The sequence below is a fragment of the Pseudomonas turukhanskensis genome, from assembly GCF_027922365.1.
Lineage (GTDB): Bacteria > Pseudomonadota > Gammaproteobacteria > Pseudomonadales > Pseudomonadaceae > Aquipseudomonas > Aquipseudomonas turukhanskensis.
In genome coordinates, this window is the sequence record NZ_BSFN01000014.1 from 32,018 (window position 1) to 50,908 (window position 18,891).

Annotated in this window: 8 protein-coding genes; all 8 read left to right on the forward strand. The window is 60.8% G+C overall.

Going from position 1 to position 18,891, the window contains the following annotated elements:
• Nucleotides 1-124 precede the first annotated feature (124 nt).
• The 8 genes from PKE98_RS19500 to PKE98_RS19535 all read left to right on the forward strand — a co-directional run bounded on the left by PKE98_RS19500 (nucleotide 125) and on the right by PKE98_RS19535 (nucleotide 18,890).
• Nucleotides 125-2,671, forward strand: coding sequence for a calcium-binding protein (locus PKE98_RS19500; RefSeq protein WP_271196989.1), 2,547 nt, complete (start codon nucleotides 125-127; stop codon nucleotides 2,669-2,671).
• A 115-nt stretch (nucleotides 2,672-2,786) separates the two neighbouring features.
• Nucleotides 2,787-5,303: a calcium-binding protein gene (locus PKE98_RS19505; protein ID WP_271196990.1), complete on the forward strand. Its 2,517-nt coding sequence runs from the start codon at nucleotides 2,787-2,789 to the stop codon at nucleotides 5,301-5,303.
• A 63-nt stretch (nucleotides 5,304-5,366) separates the two neighbouring features.
• Nucleotides 5,367-7,835 (forward strand): calcium-binding protein, encoded by a 2,469-nt coding sequence (locus PKE98_RS19510; protein WP_271196991.1) that lies wholly within the window; start codon nucleotides 5,367-5,369, stop codon nucleotides 7,833-7,835.
• Nucleotides 7,836-7,927: 92 nt separating this feature from the next.
• A complete protein-coding gene (locus PKE98_RS19515) occupies nucleotides 7,928-10,441 on the forward strand; it encodes a calcium-binding protein (protein WP_271196992.1) in 2,514 nt (837 codons plus the stop codon).
• Between the two features lie 68 nt (nucleotides 10,442-10,509).
• Nucleotides 10,510-13,050, forward strand: a complete 2,541-nt coding sequence (locus tag PKE98_RS19520; protein WP_271196993.1) for a calcium-binding protein — start codon at nucleotides 10,510-10,512, stop codon at nucleotides 13,048-13,050.
• Between the two features lie 113 nt (nucleotides 13,051-13,163).
• Nucleotides 13,164-15,716 carry a calcium-binding protein gene (locus PKE98_RS19525; RefSeq protein WP_271196994.1) on the forward strand — a complete coding sequence of 851 codons (2,553 nt, stop codon included), beginning with the start codon at nucleotides 13,164-13,166 and terminating at the stop codon, nucleotides 15,714-15,716.
• 133 nt (nucleotides 15,717-15,849) lie between these two features.
• Nucleotides 15,850-17,568, forward strand: a complete 1,719-nt coding sequence (locus PKE98_RS19530) for a type I secretion system permease/ATPase (protein ID WP_271196995.1) — start codon at nucleotides 15,850-15,852, stop codon at nucleotides 17,566-17,568.
• A complete protein-coding gene (locus tag PKE98_RS19535; protein WP_271196996.1) occupies nucleotides 17,565-18,890 on the forward strand; it encodes an HlyD family type I secretion periplasmic adaptor subunit in 1,326 nt (441 codons plus the stop codon). The genes PKE98_RS19530 and PKE98_RS19535 overlap by 4 nt, the downstream gene beginning before the upstream one ends.
• Nucleotide 18,891 lies beyond the last annotated feature (1 nt).

Below are 18,891 nucleotides of genomic sequence, written 5' to 3' on the forward strand. Positions count from 1 at the left end.
CTGCAAGTGTGCCGACACTCTCAACTTCAAGGGTTTCAAGCGCTGTATCGTTTAGCGAAGCCGCTTTCTGCTTCGTCCAAGCAGCGCATTCAATTCCGCATCCTCAGTACGTCCGGGAGTGCTCATGGCGACGATCAAATCCAGCGATACCCGCACGGTTGTAGACGAACTGGCTACGCAACTGCTTGACCTGTTGCACAACGGCAACGAAACCGCGACCGACGTGAGTGCACTGGCAGGCTATATCGGCGGTGGCGGAGCCGTGGTCGACCCGGAAGATTCGGCGACGTACAACATTACCGACAGCAAGGTCACGCAAACCCTCGAGCTTGCCGGCGTAGACGGGCCACAGAGTACCTCCTACACGCTCACGGGCAGCAAGCTCAAGGATGCAACGCTCGCCAACGCCACCAAGCTGGTGGTGAGCCATTCGGAGACCGAAGAGCTCGCCGAAGATGAAACTTCGTCCACCTCGGTGACCAAAAGCACTGAGACCACCACCCTCAAGGTCAACCCTTATAACCCGGCGCAGCTGGACGTCACCCAGGTAGCGCTCGCCGGTCAATACACCGGCACGCAAACCGATGCCGATGGTTCGTTGAAAACCGTGGGCACCACGTCGGGCAAATTTGCCGGTTTGCAGCAGTACCTGCTTAACGACGACAACGAGCTGGCGCTGCAGACCATCACCATCAAGGCCTTTGACTACACCTTCCAAGGCACGCAAAGCGGCGCCTACTTCGGCACAAAGCTCACCGGCAGCTTTCTCGAAAACTTTGCCGTGCAGAGCAAAAGCGGCCTGACCTACGACAACAGCACCGGCGTGCTTTCGGGTGCGCTGGACAGCCTGTCCTATGCATCTACCCAGCTCACCAAACTGCAAGGTTTTTCCGACGGCTACGAGCACCGTTACACCGCCACGGCGTTTACCGCGCAGATGCTCGAAGCCCTGGCCAATGCTGCCGCCAACGACACCCCCGAGTTGCGCAAAGCGGCGCTGCTGGGTGGCGACGACACCATTACCGGCAGCAGCCTGGATAGCAATTACCTGGAAGGTGGCGCAGGCAATGACCGCATCACCGGCAATGCCGGCAGCGACGAACTGTACGGCGATGAAGGTGACGACCAACTGTTCGGCCTGGCCGGTGACGACACCCTGTACGGTGGCGACGGCAACGATGTGCTCGACGGCGGTGCTGGCAGCAACTGGCTGATTGGCGGCGCCGGCGATGACACCTATGTCATCAACAACGCGCTGGAACTGGTTGGCATCAACACTGACGGCACCCAGAGCTTCAGCGATACCGGCAGCGATACCCTGCGCATCACCTACAAGGGCGGCACTGCTGCGGCCCCGGTTACCGTGAGCCTGGTCGCCAGCAACCTGGCTGCGGTCGAGAACGTGCAGCTCGCCGGTGCTGGTGTGTTCACTGTGATCGGCAATGCCCAGAACAACATCCTCGATGCCGGTAAAACCGCCAGCACCCTGAGCGGTGGCAGCGGCCACGATACCTACTATGTGAACGTAAAAGGCACCACCGTGGTGGAAGCGGCTGCCGGCGGCACCGACACCGTAATTGCCGCCATCAGCTACGCCCTGGGTGCCGACGTCGAAAATCTGACCCTCGCCGGTAAAGCCGCGCTCAACGGCACCGGCAATGCACAGGCCAACGTGCTGATCGGCAACGACGGCGCCAATATCCTCGACGGCGGCGCTGGTGCCGATAGCCTCGCCGGCGGCAAAGGCAACGACACCTATATCGTTGACCACCTGGGTGACGTCGTCACTGAAGCGCTGAATGCGGGCATAGATACGGTCAAGTCGTCGGTATCGTTTACGCTGGGCATCAACCTGGAAAACCTGACCCTGACCGGTACCGCACAAACGAGCTTCTACGCCACCGGCAATGCGCTGAACAACACCCTGATCGGCGATGCCGGCAACAATCACCTCGATGGTCGTGCTGGCGTAGACAAGTTGCTTGGCGGCGCCGGCGACGACACCTACAGCGTCGACCTGATCGCCAAAGGCGTCGGCGCCAAAGCCATCGCGGCGCTGGAAGACGTGGTGACCGAGCGAAAAGGCGAGGGCGACAACGACAGGCTGGTGCTGCGCTTGAGCGACGACGCTGAAACCAAACTGGCCGGCGCCACCAAGGCCACCACCCTGACGCTGGCCAACTACCTGGAACACCTCGACGCCAGTGGTACTGGCGTGGTGAAACTCAACCTGACCGGCAACGCGGCCGGCAACCGCCTGACTGGCAACGACTGGGGCAATGTGATCAACGGCGGTGCGGGCAATGACAGCATTGATGGCGGCGCCGGCAATGACCTGATCATTGGCGGGGTGGGGGCGGACACCCTCACCGGCGGTGCCGGCAACGACACCTTCAGTTTTACCTCGTTGAAAGACCTGGGACTGGAAGCGAGGCAGGACACCATTACCGACTTTACCGTTGGTGAAGACACCCTAAATTTCAAGGGCTTCAAAGGCTGGAGCTTCGATGCAGCGGCGACTCAAGCGACGGGCGCCAAGCAGCTGTGGGCCGTGGTCGAGGCCGGTCACACTACGCTTTACGGCAACAGTGGGGGCACGCTTACCGAAGACTTTTCCATCAAGCTGCTTGGAGTCACTGAGCTGGGGGCAGGGGACATACTATTTGGCTAGACCCCACTTCCTCATTCAAGGCCGTAATGGCACTATGGTCCGTTGTATCAAAGCAGTAATAAATCGCGGGTAACGCCAAGGTTTCGGCGATAAAACACCATATCAGGGATAGAAAATGGCGACGATCAAATCCAGCGATACCCGCACGCTTGTCGATGACCTGGGTTCACAATTCGTGGACCTGCTGCGCACCGGCAGCGAAGCCGGCGAGCCGTTTCGCGTTATCAGCGACTACATCGCGCAAGGCGGCTCGATAACCGACAAGCAAGCCAGTCAGACCGTCGACTACCCCTTGGCCGACGCGCCCCATACAACGACCTACACCCTCACCGGCAGCCAGCTGCGAGACCCCGTGCTGGCCAATGGCACCAAGCTGGTCGATCAGACGCATGAAACTGAGTCGGGCTATGACGACGACAGTGAAATGAATTACGACTCCAGCACCCAGTACGTCGACACCTGGACGACCCAGGGCAACCCCTACGACGCCGGCCACCTGACAGTCACCGGTTACACCTCCACGGCCAAGGGTACGGGCACCTGGAGCGACGACGGCACCACCATCAAGGCGGTGCTCTCTGGTTCGGCAAAATTTGTCGGCCTGGAGCAGTACGTTGCCAACAACGACGGCGATCTGGTGCTGCAAACCATCACCATCAACTCGGCGGCCCTGACAGCCAACAGCACGCAAAGCGGCACCTCTTGGGGCACCAAATTCACCGGCAGCGTGGTGGACACGGTCTCTCTGCTGAGCAAAACCGGCCTCACCTACGACGCCGTAGCCGGAACCTTCACCGGCGTGCTGGACAGCCTGACGTACAACTTCGGCTATTCGGTGAAAGCCTCCGGCTACGCCGAGAACTATCAGGACAGTTACAGCGCCGGCGCCTTCACCCAGGCCATGCTGCAAGCCCTGGCCGATGCCGTGAGCAACGAAACCGTCGCCTTGCACAAGGCGGCCCTGTTGGGCGGTGACGACACCATTACCGGCAACAGCAAAGAGGGCAATTTCCTCGAAGGCGGGCTGGGCAACGACCGCGTTACCGGCGCTACGGGTGACGACACGTTGTATGGCGATGAAGGCAACGACCTGTTGTTTGGCCTGGGCGGCAATGACGTCCTGTATGGCGGTGACGGCAACGACGTACTCGACGGCGGTACCGGCCTTGACTACCTGATCGGCGGCGCCGGCGACGACACCTATATTCTCGACCGCGACCTTGAGCTTGGCCGTATCAACACGTACCTGTCGCAAACCTTCGATGACGACGGAACCGACACCCTGCGTGTCACCTACAAAGGCGGCACTGCTGGCGCCCCGGCGCTGATCGCCATGACCGGCAGTCTGGCCCAGGTGGAGAACCTGCAGATTACCGGCACCGGCGTTTTCGGCGTATCGGGCAACAACCTGAACAACGTGCTCGACGCGGGCAAAACCGCCAGCATGCTGAGCGGTGGCCTGGGTGATGACACCTACGTGGTGGCGGTGAAAGGCGCTGGGGTCTTCGAGAACGAGGCCAGCGGTACAGACGCCGTTCTCGCCTCGCTCGCCTACGCCCTGGGCGCCAACGTCGAAAACCTGACCCTTACCGGCAAAGCCGCCATCAACGGCAAGGGCAACGAGTTGGACAACACCCTGACCGGCAACGACGGCGCCAATATTCTTGACGGAGGCGGCGGTGAGGATGTGCTGGTAGGCGGTAAAGGCAACGACACCTATATCGTGGGTGACCTCGGCGAGGTGGTAACCGAAGCACTCAACGAAGGCATCGATACGGTCAAGTCGTCGGTGGCGTTCACCCTAGGCGCCAACCTGGAAAACCTCACGCTAACCGGCACGGCACAAGACAACCTGAGCGGCACCGGCAACGCGCTGAAAAACACCCTGACCGGCGATGCCGGCGCCAACCACCTCGATGGCGGAGGCGATGTCGACAAGCTGTTCGGCGGCGCTGGCAACGACACTTATACGGTCGATTTGATTGCCAAGGGCGTGGGCAGAAACGCCACCGTCGCCCTGGAAGACAGCATCACCGAGAAGAAAGGCGAGGGCGACCACGACACGCTGATTCTGCGCATCAGCCAGGAGACGCAAGTCAAACTGGCCGAGGCCAGCAAGCTGACCACCCTGACGCTGGCCACCCACCTGGAAAACCTCGACGCCAGCGGCACCGGCACCTTGAAGCTCAACCTGAGCGGCAATGCGGCTAACAACATCATCACCGGCAACGACGGTGGCAACGCACTCAATGGCGGTGTCGGTAACGATCTGGTGATCGGTGGCAGTGGCGATGACCTGATCATCGGCGGCCTGGGTGCCGACACCCTCACCGGTGGCGCTGGCGCCGACACCTTCAGCTTCACCTCGATCAAAGACCTGGGCCTGGACGCCACGCAAGACATCATCACCGACTTCACCAGCGGCCAAGACCTGCTCAGCTTCAAGGGGCTTAAAGGCTGGACGTTCAACGCCTCGGCGACACAAGCCAGCGGTGCCAAACAGCTGTGGACGGTGTTCGATGGCAACGACACCACGGTTTATGGCAACAGCGGCGGCAGCCTGGCTGCGGACTTCACCATCAAGTTGGTGGGCGTAACAGCGCTGGCGGAATCGGACGTTTTGTTCGCTTAACCCCACGCGGCCCCCATCGCACCTTTCACTGAAAACTAACCGCTCCAGAGCAGGGACTGAACAATGGCCACGATCAAAACGACCGACAGCAGAACGGTCGTTGACAACCTCGGCTTGCAACTGACCAGCCTGCTGAAAAACGGCACCTCTGTCGGCAGCTCACTCGGTCAGATCAGCAAGGACCTGGCCACTGACGGCGCTGCATCCGGAGCGGACCCGTACGCGATTACCGACACCAAGATGACTGAAACCGTTAGCCAACAGGCACCCAACCTGACCTCGTTGATAACCTACACGCTCACGGGCAGCCATCTCAAAGACCAGGCGCAGGCGCAGGCCTCCAAGTTGGTGTTGAACGGTACGGCCACGCTTTCGGCCAATGGCGTTACCTCGGTCGCCACGTACAAATCGACCGGCTCCCTGGCGCTGACGGGCAACCCGTACGATCCCGACGATATGGCAGTCACACAGGCGGCTTACTCCACGCAACAAATGATCAATTACGGTGGTCAGGGCAAAACCAATCAGAGCACCACAGTGTCGTTTCGCGGCGAGGAACAGTTCGGCGTTGATGGCGCCGGCAACACGTTCGAACAAAGCATCCTGGTCAAGAGTTTCACCAGCGCCGTGAAGCTCACGTCCACCAGCGCCTTCGTTAACAGCACCGCCCAGGAAAACATCAGCCTCACCAGTGCCAGTGGTTTGAGTTATGACCTCGGCACCGGCTCGATTTCCGGCGCATTGGACAAGCTGACCTATACCGCCAAGACAACCAGCTCCAACGACCTTGTCATACCGGCGTTTAGTAACAGTTACACCGGTGGTGCGTTCACCGCCGACATGCTCGACGCCCTGGCTGAGGCTGCCTTTGCCACCGGTGCCTTCGCCGACACCTATGCCGCGCGCAAAGCGGCGATTTTCGGCGGCGACGACACCATTACCAGTGATGCCAAGAAGGCTAACTACATCGAAGCAGGTGCCGGCAACGACAGCGTTACCGGTGGGGCTGCGGCCGATGAGCTGTACGGCGACGAAGGCAACGACAAATTGTTCGGCCTGAGCGGCAATGACAAGTTATTTGGCGGCGATGGCGACGACGTGCTCGATGGCGGAGCCGGTGTCGATGTGATGGTGGGCGGCGCTGGTAACGACACCTATGTCATCGATAATGCCCAGGATCTGGAGCGGGTCAACTTTGATGGTGTATCGGGGTATCTGGACGACGGCGTCGACACCCTGCGCATTACCTACAAGGGCGGCTCTGTCGCCACGCCGGCCGACATCCAGGTGCTCTTCGACGTCGAGAACCTGACCATCGCTGGTACCGGTGTATTCAGCGTGATCGGCAGCGACGCCGACAACGTGCTCGATGCCGGCAACACCGCCAGCACGTTGAACGGCTATTCGGGCGACGACACCTACTATGTCCGCATGAAGGGCGCCACCGTGATCGAGGACGACGCCAATGGCGCCAACGGCAATGACACGGTTATTTCCTCCATCACCTACGCCCTTGGCGCCAACGTGGAAAATCTCACCCTGAACGGCAAAGCCGCCCTCAACGGCACCGGCAACGCGCTGGCTAACGTGCTGACCGGCAACGACGGCGCCAACATTCTCGACGGCGGCAGCGGTGCCGACAGCCTGGCCGGGGGCAAGGGCAATGACACCTATATCGTCGATAACCTGGGTGACAGCGTGACCGAAGCGCTCAATGCCGGCATCGACACCGTGAAGTCGTCGGTGTCTTTCACCTTGGGCGCCAACCTGGAAAATCTGACCCTGACCGGTCTGGCGGCGGCCGACACGTCCGCAACGGGCAACGAACTGAACAACACCCTCATCGGTGATGCGGGCGACAACACAATCGACGGCCGTGCCGGTGTCGACAAGCTGGCCGGCGGCCAAGGTAACGACACCTACCTGGTCGACCTGAGCGTCAAGGGCACGGGCACGAAGGCGACCGCTGCCCTGGAAGACAGCATCACCGAGAAGAAAGGCGAGGGCGACCATGACACGCTGATTTTGCGTGCGAGCCTGGACACCCACACCAAACTCGATGCGGCGACCAAGGTCACCACCGTGACGCTGGCCAACTACCTGGAAAACCTGGACGCCAGCCAGACCGACGACCTGAAGCTCAACTTGACCGGCAACGCCGCCAACAACGTGATCACCGGCAACGATGCCGACAACCTGATCATCGGCGGCCTCGGTGCCGACACCCTCACCGGCGGTGCCGGTAGCGACACCTTCAGCTTTACCTCGCTAAAAGACCTGGGCCTGGACACCACGCAAGACATCATCACCGACTTCACCAGCGGCGAAGACCTGCTCAGTTTTAAAGGCCTCAAGGGCTGGACGTTCGATACCGGCGCTACGCAAGCCACCGGCGCCAAACAGCTGTGGGCGGTGGTCGACAATGGCGACACGATTGTGTACGGCAACAGTGGCGGAACGCCGGACGCGGACTTCTCCATCAAGCTGGTGGGCGTGACGACGCTGGCTGCCAGCGATGTCAGCTTCATCTGAACAGCGCTAACCGATCCGATGACTGAGCACGCGGCAAGGCAGTGATGCCAAGCCGCTCACCCCACACGCGCGCTCCACGGCAGGGATAGAACATGGCGACGATCAAAACCAGTGACACCACAACGCTTGCCGATGGCCTTGCCACGAAGCTTATCAACCTGCTCGGCTCCGGCACCGGGGCCGTCGGTGCGTTGGACGTGGTGGGCACTGCCATGGAGGCTGGCAGTGGCGGGGCAACCCCTCCCCAGGTAACGGACACCAAGGCCGTGTTGAGCGTCACCAACAGTGGGGTCACGACCGCCTTTACCCTGACCGGCACGCAGCTGACCCATGACGAGGTGGCGAATACCACGCGGCTGGAGGTTACGCAGTCGGGCACTTGGCTGTCTCAGTCCAACGGTTTCAACCGCACGGACACCGTAAAGGGCACGGGCACGCTGGCGATCTCGGGTAATCCGTACGCCCGCGATCCCGTGGAGATTTCGCAGATTTCCAACAATCAGCAATTGAGCTCCTTGCTTAAAGCGGCCGCTGGCTCGGTAAAGCAAGTCACGACCACGACCCTGTCGTTTACGGGGCTGGAACGCTATGTGCCCTACGATGCGGATGACTCGGAGCTGCAGAGCACCACCATCAAGACCTACAACGCAGCGGTCAAAGTCACCACCAACGGCTCCGTCAACGGCCCCGTCAAAGGCAGTTCCGAAGACAGCCTGGCGCTGACCAGCAAGGGTGGCTTGAGCTACGACGTAACCAGCGGCGTGCTGACTGGCGGGGTGGACAAGCTCTCCTACGTGTTGGCGGCGACCCAGACTCAGCAGGGTTTTACCGTGGCCTTCGAGCACCGCTATACCGCTGGCGTGTTTACCCAGCAGATGCTCGATGACCTGGCGCAAGCCGTGTTTACCAACAGTGCCAGCCTGGCCTACGACGCCATCCTGGGCGGCGACGACAGCATTACCGGCGCAAGCAAAACCGCCAACACCCTGGCCGGTGGCGGCGGCAATGACAGCATCACCGGCAATGCGGGGGCGGACACGCTCAGTGGTGATGCGGGCGACGACAAGCTGTTCGGCCTGGCGGGCAACGACACGCTGTACGGCGGCGACGGTAACGACGTGCTCAACGGCGGCGCGGGCATCGACAGCCTGTTCGGTGGCGCAGGCAATGACACCTATATCCTCGACAACGCCGCAGAGCTGGCCCAGGTCAATGCCTCGGGCGGCTTCGCCGATGCCGGCAATGACACCCTGCGCATCACCTTCAAGGGTGGCTCGGCGACCACGCCGGCGCTTATCGATATGACCGCCAACGCCAACCTCGCCAACGTCGAGAACGTGCAGATCACCGGCCCGGGCGTCTTCAACGTGATCGGCAACGCCCAGGCCAACGTGTTCGACCCCGGCAAAACCGCCAGCACGTTGAGTGGTGGTGCGGGCGACGACACCTACTACGTGCGCATCAAAGGCGTGACGATCACCGAGAACGCGGCCAGCGGTAACGACACGGTGATTTCGTCGCTCACCTACGTGCTGGGCAGCGATCTCGAAAACCTCACCCTGACCGGCAAAGCCGCCCTCAACGGCACTGGCAACACGCGCGACAACATCCTTATCGGCAACGACGGCGCCAACGTGCTCGACGGCGGCAACGGCGCGGACAGCATGAGCGGCGGCAAGGGCAACGACACCTATATCGTCGGTAGCGTGGGTGATGTGGTGGCCGAAGCGCTTAACGAGGGGATCGACACGGTCAAGTCGTCGGTGGGCTACACCCTGGGCGCCAACCTGGAAAACCTGACCCTGTTTGGCTCAACGCCTGCGGGCCTTTCGGCCATCGGCAACGAACTTAAAAACGTCATCACCGGCAATGGCGGCAATAACCTGATCGATGGGGCGGGCGGCGTCGACAAGCTGCTCGGCGGCGCCGGCAACGACAGCTATATCGTCGACCTGCTGGCCAAGAGCACAGGCGCCAAAGCCACCGCCGTGCTCGAAGACACGGTGATCGAAAAGAAAGGCGAAGGCGACAGCGACACGCTGTACCTGCGCATCAGCCAGGACACGCAAAACAAACTCGCCACCGCGAGCAAAGCCACCACGCTGACCGCCGCTGCCAACCTGGAAAACCTGGATGTCTCCGGTACGGGCACCGTGAAACTCAACCTGACCGGTAACGTGGACATCAACAGTCTCATCGGCAACGACGCCGACAACGTCATCAACGGTGGCGCCGGTAACGACTTCCTCTATGGCGGCGGCGGTGACGACCTGATCATTGGCGGCCTGGGAATCGACACCCTCACCGGCGGCGCCGGTAGCGACACCTTTAGCTTCACCTCGCTCAAAGACCTGGGTCGGGACACCACGCAAGACATCGTTGCCGACTTCCACACTGGCGAAGACGTGCTCAGTTTCAAAGGCTTCAAGGGCTGGACGTTCGATACCGGCGCTACGCAAGCCACCGGCGCCAAGCAGCTGTGGGCGGTGGTCAGTGGCAGCGACACGATTGTGTACGGCAACAGCGGCGGCAGCCTCGAAGCGGACTTCTCGATCAAGTTGCAGGGGACAACGACGTTGGCCTCCACCGATGTTGTTTTTGCCTAGGCAATTGAACGGGCCGCTCGCGCGGCCAGGTTTCTTCAGGGATCAACGTTGTAAAACAGGGACAGAAAATGGCAACAATCAAGACTAGCGACACCAAGGTCGTTATTGAAAACCTGGGTACCAAACTGCTCGATCTGCTTCATGCAGGCAGCCATACCGGCGAAGCTATCGATGAGCTTGGCTTCTACATGGTGGACGACGGTGCCGACGCCGGTCCGGGCCAGACGGTCCAGTACGCCATTACTGATACCAAGGCCACTCAGGCCATCAGCACCGCGTACGACAATGGAAAGTCGGCGATCAAGTACACGCTCAGCGGTACTGACCTGAAAGACTTTGATCTCGCCCACGCCAGCAAGCTGGTGTTCGACCGTTCAAGCGCTTTCAAAACCTTCGATGCCGGTAGCGGCATTACCCAGACCGATAAAAACAATTTCAGCAGCGCGGTGACGCTCACGGTCAATCCGTACACGCCGACGGCGCTGGAAGTTAGCAAGATCGTCGGCAGCGGCCAGCAGAGCACGTTGATGAAGATGGCTGGCGCCTCGTTGAACATCGTCGGCACAACGACGATGTCTTTTTTGGGGCTTGAGCAATATCACAGGGCTAGCGGCACGACCGAGCTGCAAAACATCACCATCAATAGCTATTCCGTTGCGCTCAAAGGCACCAATAGTGGCACCTATGATGGAGTTCCGTTCGGCGGCAACTCTACCGAAAGCTTCGCCCTCAATAGCAAAGGCGGTCTGAGTTACGACACCAGTTCGGGGCAGCTTACCGGGGCGCTGGATAGCCTCTCGTATGTCTCGTACCACACCACCAAAGCCGACGGCTATTCCGAGACGGTGGAACACCGCTACAGTGCTGGCGCGCTTACGCCGGAAATTCTCGACGCGTTGGCCGGGGCGCTTGCTGCCGACACCTACGCAACCCGCAAAGCAGCGCTGTTCAGCGGCGACGACATCGTCAGCGGCGTTGCCAAGCACAACAATTACCTGGAAGCAGGTGCCGGCAATGACCGGGTGACAGGGCATGCTTTCGCAGACACGCTGTATGGCGATGAGGGCAACGACCTGCTGTTTGGCCTTGGCGGCACCGACACGCTGTATGGCGGCGATGGCGACGATGTGCTGGACGGCGGTGCCGACGTGGACACGATGAGTGGCGGTGACGGTGATGACACCTATGTTCTCGACGATCAAAACGAGCTGTCCAAGATCAACCGCAACGGTGCTGCCGATCACGGCAGCGACACGCTGCGCATTACTTACAAAGGCGGCACCATTGCCGTCCCCAGCGGCATTGACCTGACGTTCTTCACTCTGCCGAGTGTCGAGAACGTGGTTATTACCGGCACGGGCGTCTTCGACATAACGGGCAATAGCGCCGATAACATTTTCAAACCGGGCAAAAACATCAGCACGATGACCGGTGGCCTGGGCAACGACACCTACTATGTCGCCGTTAAAGGCATGACGGTCATCGAAAGCGCCGTGCCTGGAAATGACACGGTTATCTCCTCGATCACTTACGCCTTGGGCGCCAACGTCGAAAACCTTACCTTGATGGGCACGGCCGCCATCAACGGCACCGGCAATGAGCTGGAAAACATCCTGATCGGCAACCAGGGCGCCAATGTGCTCGACGGCGGCGCCGGAGCCGACAACCTGGCCGGCGGCAAAGGCAACGACACCTATATCGTGGATGATCGCGATGATGTGGTGACTGAGGAACTCAATGCCGGCATTGATACGGTCAAGGCCTCGTTCGATTACACCCTGGGCGCGAACCTGGAAAATCTGACCCTTGTCGGCAGCGACGACGCAGGCCTGTGGGGTATTGGTAACGAGCTGAACAACACCATCATAGGCAATACCGGCAACAACTATCTCGCCGGCATGGATGGCGTCGACAAGCTGATTGGTGGCAAAGGCGATGACGTTTACTACGTCAGTCTGGCGGTCAAGGGCACAGGCAGCAGAGCCACTGTCGGCCTGGAAGACACCGTGGTCGAAACCAAAGGCGGGGGCGACCACGACTCGTTGATTCTGCACGCAGATCGTCCCGCTGTGGACGTCGCTAACGGTGCGGCAAAGACCATTACGGTGGTGCTGGCAGCCAACCTGGAAAATATGTACGCCACCAATACCGGTGCCATGAAACTCAACCTGACCGGTAATGCTGCCAACAATTCGCTTACCGGTAACAATGGCGACAACGTGATCATCGGCGGCGCCGGTAATGATGTGATTGAAGGGGCGGGCGGCGAGGACGTGATTGTTGGCGGCCTGGGTACGGACGTGATGCTCGGCGGCACCGGTAATGACACCTTCCGCTTCGACTCTGTCAAAGACCTTGGTCTGGATTTGGCCCAGGATCTGATCATGGACTTTACCAGCGGCGAAGACGTGCTCAGCTTCAAAGGCTTCAAAGGCTGGAGTTTCGATACCACGGCGTCTCAAGCCTCCGGCGCCAAGCAGCTGTGGGCCGTGGTTGATGGCGCCAATACCACCGTTTACGGCAACAGCGGCGGTAGCCTGGATGCCGATTTCGCCATCACATTGATAGGCACCACGACGCTGGCGGGGGCGGACATTGTATTTGCCTGATCCAACCGATTCAGCGGCTGAAGAACGCTTTTTTTGCACGCGGTAAGACAGTCATACAGAGCTGGTAAAAAGCCGGCTCGCACACACTAAAAAGTTCATGACAGGGATGGACCATGGCGACGATCAAGACCAACAGCACCGCGACCCTCGTGCAGGACCTCGGTGACAAGCTCGCAAAGCTGCTGGGCTCTGCCAGCGGAGTGAGTGCTACGGTGAAGGTGGTAAGCGATGAAATGGCTGCTGGCACCGCCAGCCAACTGACCGACACCCAGGCAACGCTGTCTGTGAACAGTTCGGGTGGCGGCAGTCAGCTGTCAACTACGTTCACGCTTACCGGCACTGACTTGAAGGACCAGAATGAGGCCAGCGCAAGCAAGTTGGTTATCGTGCGTTCGGGCACGGGAAAATCCTTCGAAAACCCGATTACTGCCACCGACACCGTAAAGAGCACGGCCACGGTAATGCTGGCGGGCAACCCCTATAGCCAAGACTCTCTGGATATTTCGCAGATCACGAGCAGTCAACAGCAAAGCACGTTGATGCGAGCCCCCGGCGGCTCAATGACAATTTCGGCTACAACCAAGGTTTCGTTCCTGGGGCTGGAGCATTACGAGGCCAGCGCCAATCAGAGTGCTTCGCTGCAAAGCACCTTCATCACCACCTACAGCGCCTCGCTTATCAGCAAAACCAGCGGCTCCTACCAGGGCTACGTGATCAAGGGCAGCTCCGAGGAGAGCCTGGCGTTGAGCAGCAAGACCGGCTTGAGCTACACCACCGGTACTGGCGAGCTGAGCGGTGCGCTGGACAGCCTCTCGTATGTGTCTTACATGAACACCAACGTGTCAGGCGAAACCGAGCGCACTGAGCACCGCTATACCGGCGGGGTGTTTACCCAGGAGATGCTGGACGCGCTTGCACTTGCGGCGTTCACCAAGACCACAGCGGCGAAGAAAGCGGCCATTCTGGGCGGCGATGACACCATTATCGGTGTCCATCCCGGCGCCAACACCCTTGAAGGGGGGGCCGGCAATGACACCATCACCGGCAACTCCGGTAGCGATACGCTCTATGGCGACGAGGGCGATGACCTGCTGTTTGGCCTGGCCGGTGAAGACACCCTGTACGGCGGCGATGGCAACGACGTGCTCGACGGCGGTGCCGGTATGGACAAGATGATTGGTGGCAGCGGTGACGACACGTATGTCCTCGACAGGGCGGTCGAGCTGGATTACATCAACTACAGCTATGGCATGGCTGGGTACGCCGTAGTCGCTGACGCCGGCAACGACACGCTGCGTATCACCTACAAAGGCGGCACTGCCAGCGCGGCCTCGGCCATCAACCTGACCGCGGTTAGCCTGGTCGAAGTTGAAAACGTGAGAATCACCGGTACCGGCGTTTTCAACGTGACCGGTAACGCTCAGAACAACATCCTGGATGCCGGCAAAACCGCCAGTACCTTGAGCGGTGGCCTCGGTGACGACACCTACTACGTTGGCGTAAAAGGCACCTCAGTCATCGAGAATGACGACAGCGGTACCGACACCGTGATCTCGGCAGTTACCTACGCCCTCGGTGCTAACCTCGAGAACCTCACCCTCACCGGCAAAGCCGCCATCAACGGCACCGGCAACGAACTGGCCAACACGCTGATCGGCAACGACGGCGCCAATATTCTCGACGGCGGTGCCGGTGCCGACAGCCTCACCGGCGGCAAAGGCAACGACACCTATATCGTTGATCACCTCGACGATGTGGTGACCGAAGCCCTCAACGAAGGCACTGATACGATCAAGTCGTCGGTGTCGTTCACCCTCGGCGCCAACTTCGAAAACCTCACCCTCACCGGCGCGGCGCAAGACAACCTGAGCGGCACCGGCAATGCATTGAAAAACACCATCACCGGTGATGCCGGCGCCAACTATCTGGATGGCGGCGGCGAGGTCGATACGCTGATCGGCGGCAAGGGCGACGACACCTACTTCGTGGACCTGATTACCAAAGGCTCGGGCACCAAAGCCACGCTGGCGCTGCAAGACAGCATCAGCGAAAAGAAAGGCGAGGGCGACCGCGACATGCTGGTTCTGCGTATCAGCGAGGAAACGCAGGACAAGCTGGCCACCGCCAGCAAAGTAACCACCCTGACGCTGGCTAACCACCTCGAAGACCTTTATGCCCTCAACACCGGCTTGCTGAAGCTCAACCTGACCGGCAACGCAGCCAACAACACGATCTTCGGTAGCGACGGCGGCAACGTGCTCAATGGCGGCGCCGGTAATGACATGGTTGTCGGTGGCACGGGCGATGACGTGATCATCGGCGGGCTGGGTGCCGATGTTCTCGTCGGTGGCGGCGGGGCGGATATCTTCCGCTTTGCGTCGTTGAAAGAGCTGGGGCTTGGCACTACCAAGGATGTGATCAGCGACTTCAACAGCAGCGAAGGCGACACCCTTGAACTCAAGTTCCTCAAGGGCTGGACCTTCAACGGTGTGGGTGCCGAGCATCAGGCCACGGCGGCCAGGCAGCTGTGGGCGCAAGCGTTTGACGAGAACGGGGAAACCGGGTTGATTCTGCACGGCAACAGCGGTGGCACCCTTGCCCCCGACTTTTCCATCAAATTGGTCGGTATCAACACGCTTACAGAGGGAGACCTTGTGCTCGGCTAACGGTAAGATATCGCCCCAATTCAGGCCCGGTCAGCGAATGCTGGTCGGGCCTGTTCATGTTCTGCTCAAGCCAGGCTGCAACGGAACTGCATATTCGCGTTAACCCGCTTGGCGGCGGGTGGGAATCGCTCACATGTCTGTCACCCCTAGAACCGAACTGGAACACGCGCTGACGCTGTGCCGCAGCAGCTTTATTTCCGTTGGTTTCTTCAGTTTTTTCGTCAACCTGCTGATGCTGGTCCCCAGCTTCTACATGTTGCAGGTTTACGACCGCGCCGTTGGCAGTGCCAGCGTGCCGACCCTGGTCATGCTGACCCTGATCATGCTGTTGCTGATGTCCACGATGGGCGCTCTGGAGTGGGTGCGCTCGCGCATCATGGTGCGGATCAGCACCCGTCTTGAGGTGTTGCTGGGCCAACGCCTGTATGACGCCAGTTTCAAGCAGGCGCTGCAAAGCGGCGGTATGCGCGCCTCGGCGCAACCGTTGAGCGACTTAAGTGGCTTGCGCCAGTTTCTGACCGGTAATGGCCTGTTCGCGTTCTTCGACACGCCGTGGATTCCGATTTATCTGGCCGTGATGTTTATGCTGCACCCCTGGTACGGCTGGGTGGGCGTGATCAGCGCGGTGTTGTTGGCCGCCCTGGCCCTGGTGAACGAAAAGGTCACCCACAAAGCCCTGCAGGACGCCAACCGCGAGCACCTGAGTGCCACCGGGTTTACCAACAAAAGCCTGCGCAACGCCGAGGTGGTGGAGTCCATGGGCATGCTGCCGCACTTGCGTCGGCGCTGGCTGGACAAGGTCGACCGGGTGTTGCAATTGCAGGGGCAGGCCAGTGAGCGCGCGGGGCTGATTTCGGCGCTGTCGAAAAGCTTTAGGCAGATCGTGCAGTCGCTGATTCTCGGCGTGGGCGCGTACCTGGCCATCAACCACGAAATCAGCCCCGGGCTGATGATTGCCGGCTCCATTCTGCTGGGCCGGGCGCTGGCGCCCATCGATCAATTGATTGGTAGCTGGAAAGGCTTTGTCGGCGCGCGTTCGCAATACGCCCGCTTGCACGAGTTGCTGGAAAAGATTGCCGCCCAGCCTGAGCGAATGTCGCTGCCGGCGCCGGAGGGTGCTATCAGCGTTGAAGGCCTGAGCGTGGTGCCGCCGGGCGGCGCGTCGCCGGTGATCAAGAACCTCACGCTGCAGGTGGCCAGTGGCGAGTCGGTGGGCATCATCGGGCCGAGCGGGGCGGGCAAGTCCAGCCTGGTGCGCGCCTTGCTGGGCATCTGGCCGGCAGCCGCCGGTGCAGTGCGCCTGGACGGTGCCGAGATTACCCAATGGCGCCGCGAAGAGTTGGGCCGCTACGTGGGTTACCTGCCGCAGGACATCGAGCTGTTTGAAGGCACCATCAGCGAAAACATCGCGCGCTTCGAAGACGTGGATGCCGAGGCCGTGGTGCAGGCCGCGCGCATGGCCGGGGTGCACGAGCTGATTCTGCATTTGCCGCAAGGCTACGACACGGTTATCGGCGCGTCCGGCGGCGGGCTGTCCGGTGGGCAGCGCCAACGCATCGGTCTGGCCCGAGCGGTGTACCGTTCGCCGCGCCTGGTGGTGCTCGATGAGCCCAACTCCAACCTCGACGAAGCGGGCGAGCAAATGCTGGCCCAAGCCCTGCACAAGCTCAAACAAAGCGGCGCCACGGTGTTTGTGGTGACGCACCGTCCGAGCATCGTCGCCCACCTCGACAAACTGTTGGCCCTCAACGAAGGCCAGCTGGCGCTCTACGGCCCGCGCGACAAGGTACTGGCCAAACTGCAAGGCCCGGCAACCACACTGCCAACCAATCGGGCGAGCCAACAACCATGAGTACTGCGAACGCGATGGATCATTCCGCCCGCCTGAACAACCTGGCGACCGATGATCGACCGACGCGTCGCATCGGTTATCTGATTCTGCTGGCCACCTTCGGCGTATTTGGCGGTTGGGCCGCGTTCGCGCCGCTCGATAGCGCCGCCCTGGCGCCGGGTGTGGTGACGGTGAAGAACTACCGCAAAACCGTGCAGCACCTGGAAGGTGGCATTGTGCGTGAGCTGCGTGTGCGCGACGGTGACCAGGTCAAGGCTGGCGATGTGTTGCTGGTGCTGGATTCCACCCAGGCGCGCGCCGAGTCGGAAATGATCCGCAGCCAGTTGAGTGCCGCCCTGGCCCAGCAAGCGCGCCTGGTGGCCGAGCGTGACGGGCTACCGGCACTGGTGCCACCGGCCGGGCTGGATGTTAGCGACCCCCGTGTACGCGAGGTGCTGGACAGCGAAGCGCGGGTGTTCCAGACCCGTCGCACGGCGCTGCAAGGGGAGGTGGGCATTCAGCAAGAGACCATCGTGCAGTTGCAGGAGCAGATGCGCGGTCTGCAAGCCAGCACCCTCAGCAAGCAAGAGTTGGCAGCCTCGTACAAAGAGGAAATCGGCGACCTCAACGCCTTGCTCAAAGATGGCTTTGTCGACAAGCAGCGCCTGCGTGAGCAGGAGCGCAGCCTGTCGCGGCTGCAGGCGGAGATTGCCGAACAGCAATCCACTAGCGCGCGCACCAAGTTGCAGATTGGCGAGGCCAAGCTGCGCATTTTGCAGATCACCACCAACTTCGCCAGCGAAGTGGCCAACCAGTTGAGCGAAGCGCACACCAAGGCGTACGACCTGCGTGAGCGGCTGTCGGCGTTGCAGGACCGCACCAAGCGCACAGAAATTCTAGCGCCGGAGTCGGGCATGGTGATGGGCATGACCGTGCACACCATCGGCGGAGTGGTGGGGCCGGGTACGGCCTTGCTGGATATCGTGCCGGTAAGCGAAGCGCTGGCCATCGAGGTGCATATTTCGCCGCAGGATATCGACCGTGTGGCCGTGGGCCGGCTCGCGGATATTCGCCTCAGCGCGTTCAAGAGCAGTACCACGCCGGTGATTGAAGGCAAGCTGGTGTATGTGTCTGGCGACCGTCTGGTGGAGCAGCAAACGGGCCAGGCCTATTACCTCGGCCGTCTGGAGCTGACCGACAAAGGCCGCGAGCGCTTGGGCCCTCTCACCCTGGTGCCGGGCATGCCCGCCGAGGTGCTGTTGAACACCGGCGCGCGCACTTTGCTCGAATACCTGCTCAAACCGGCAAGCAATGCGCTGGCCCGCTCGCTGATTGAGGATTGAC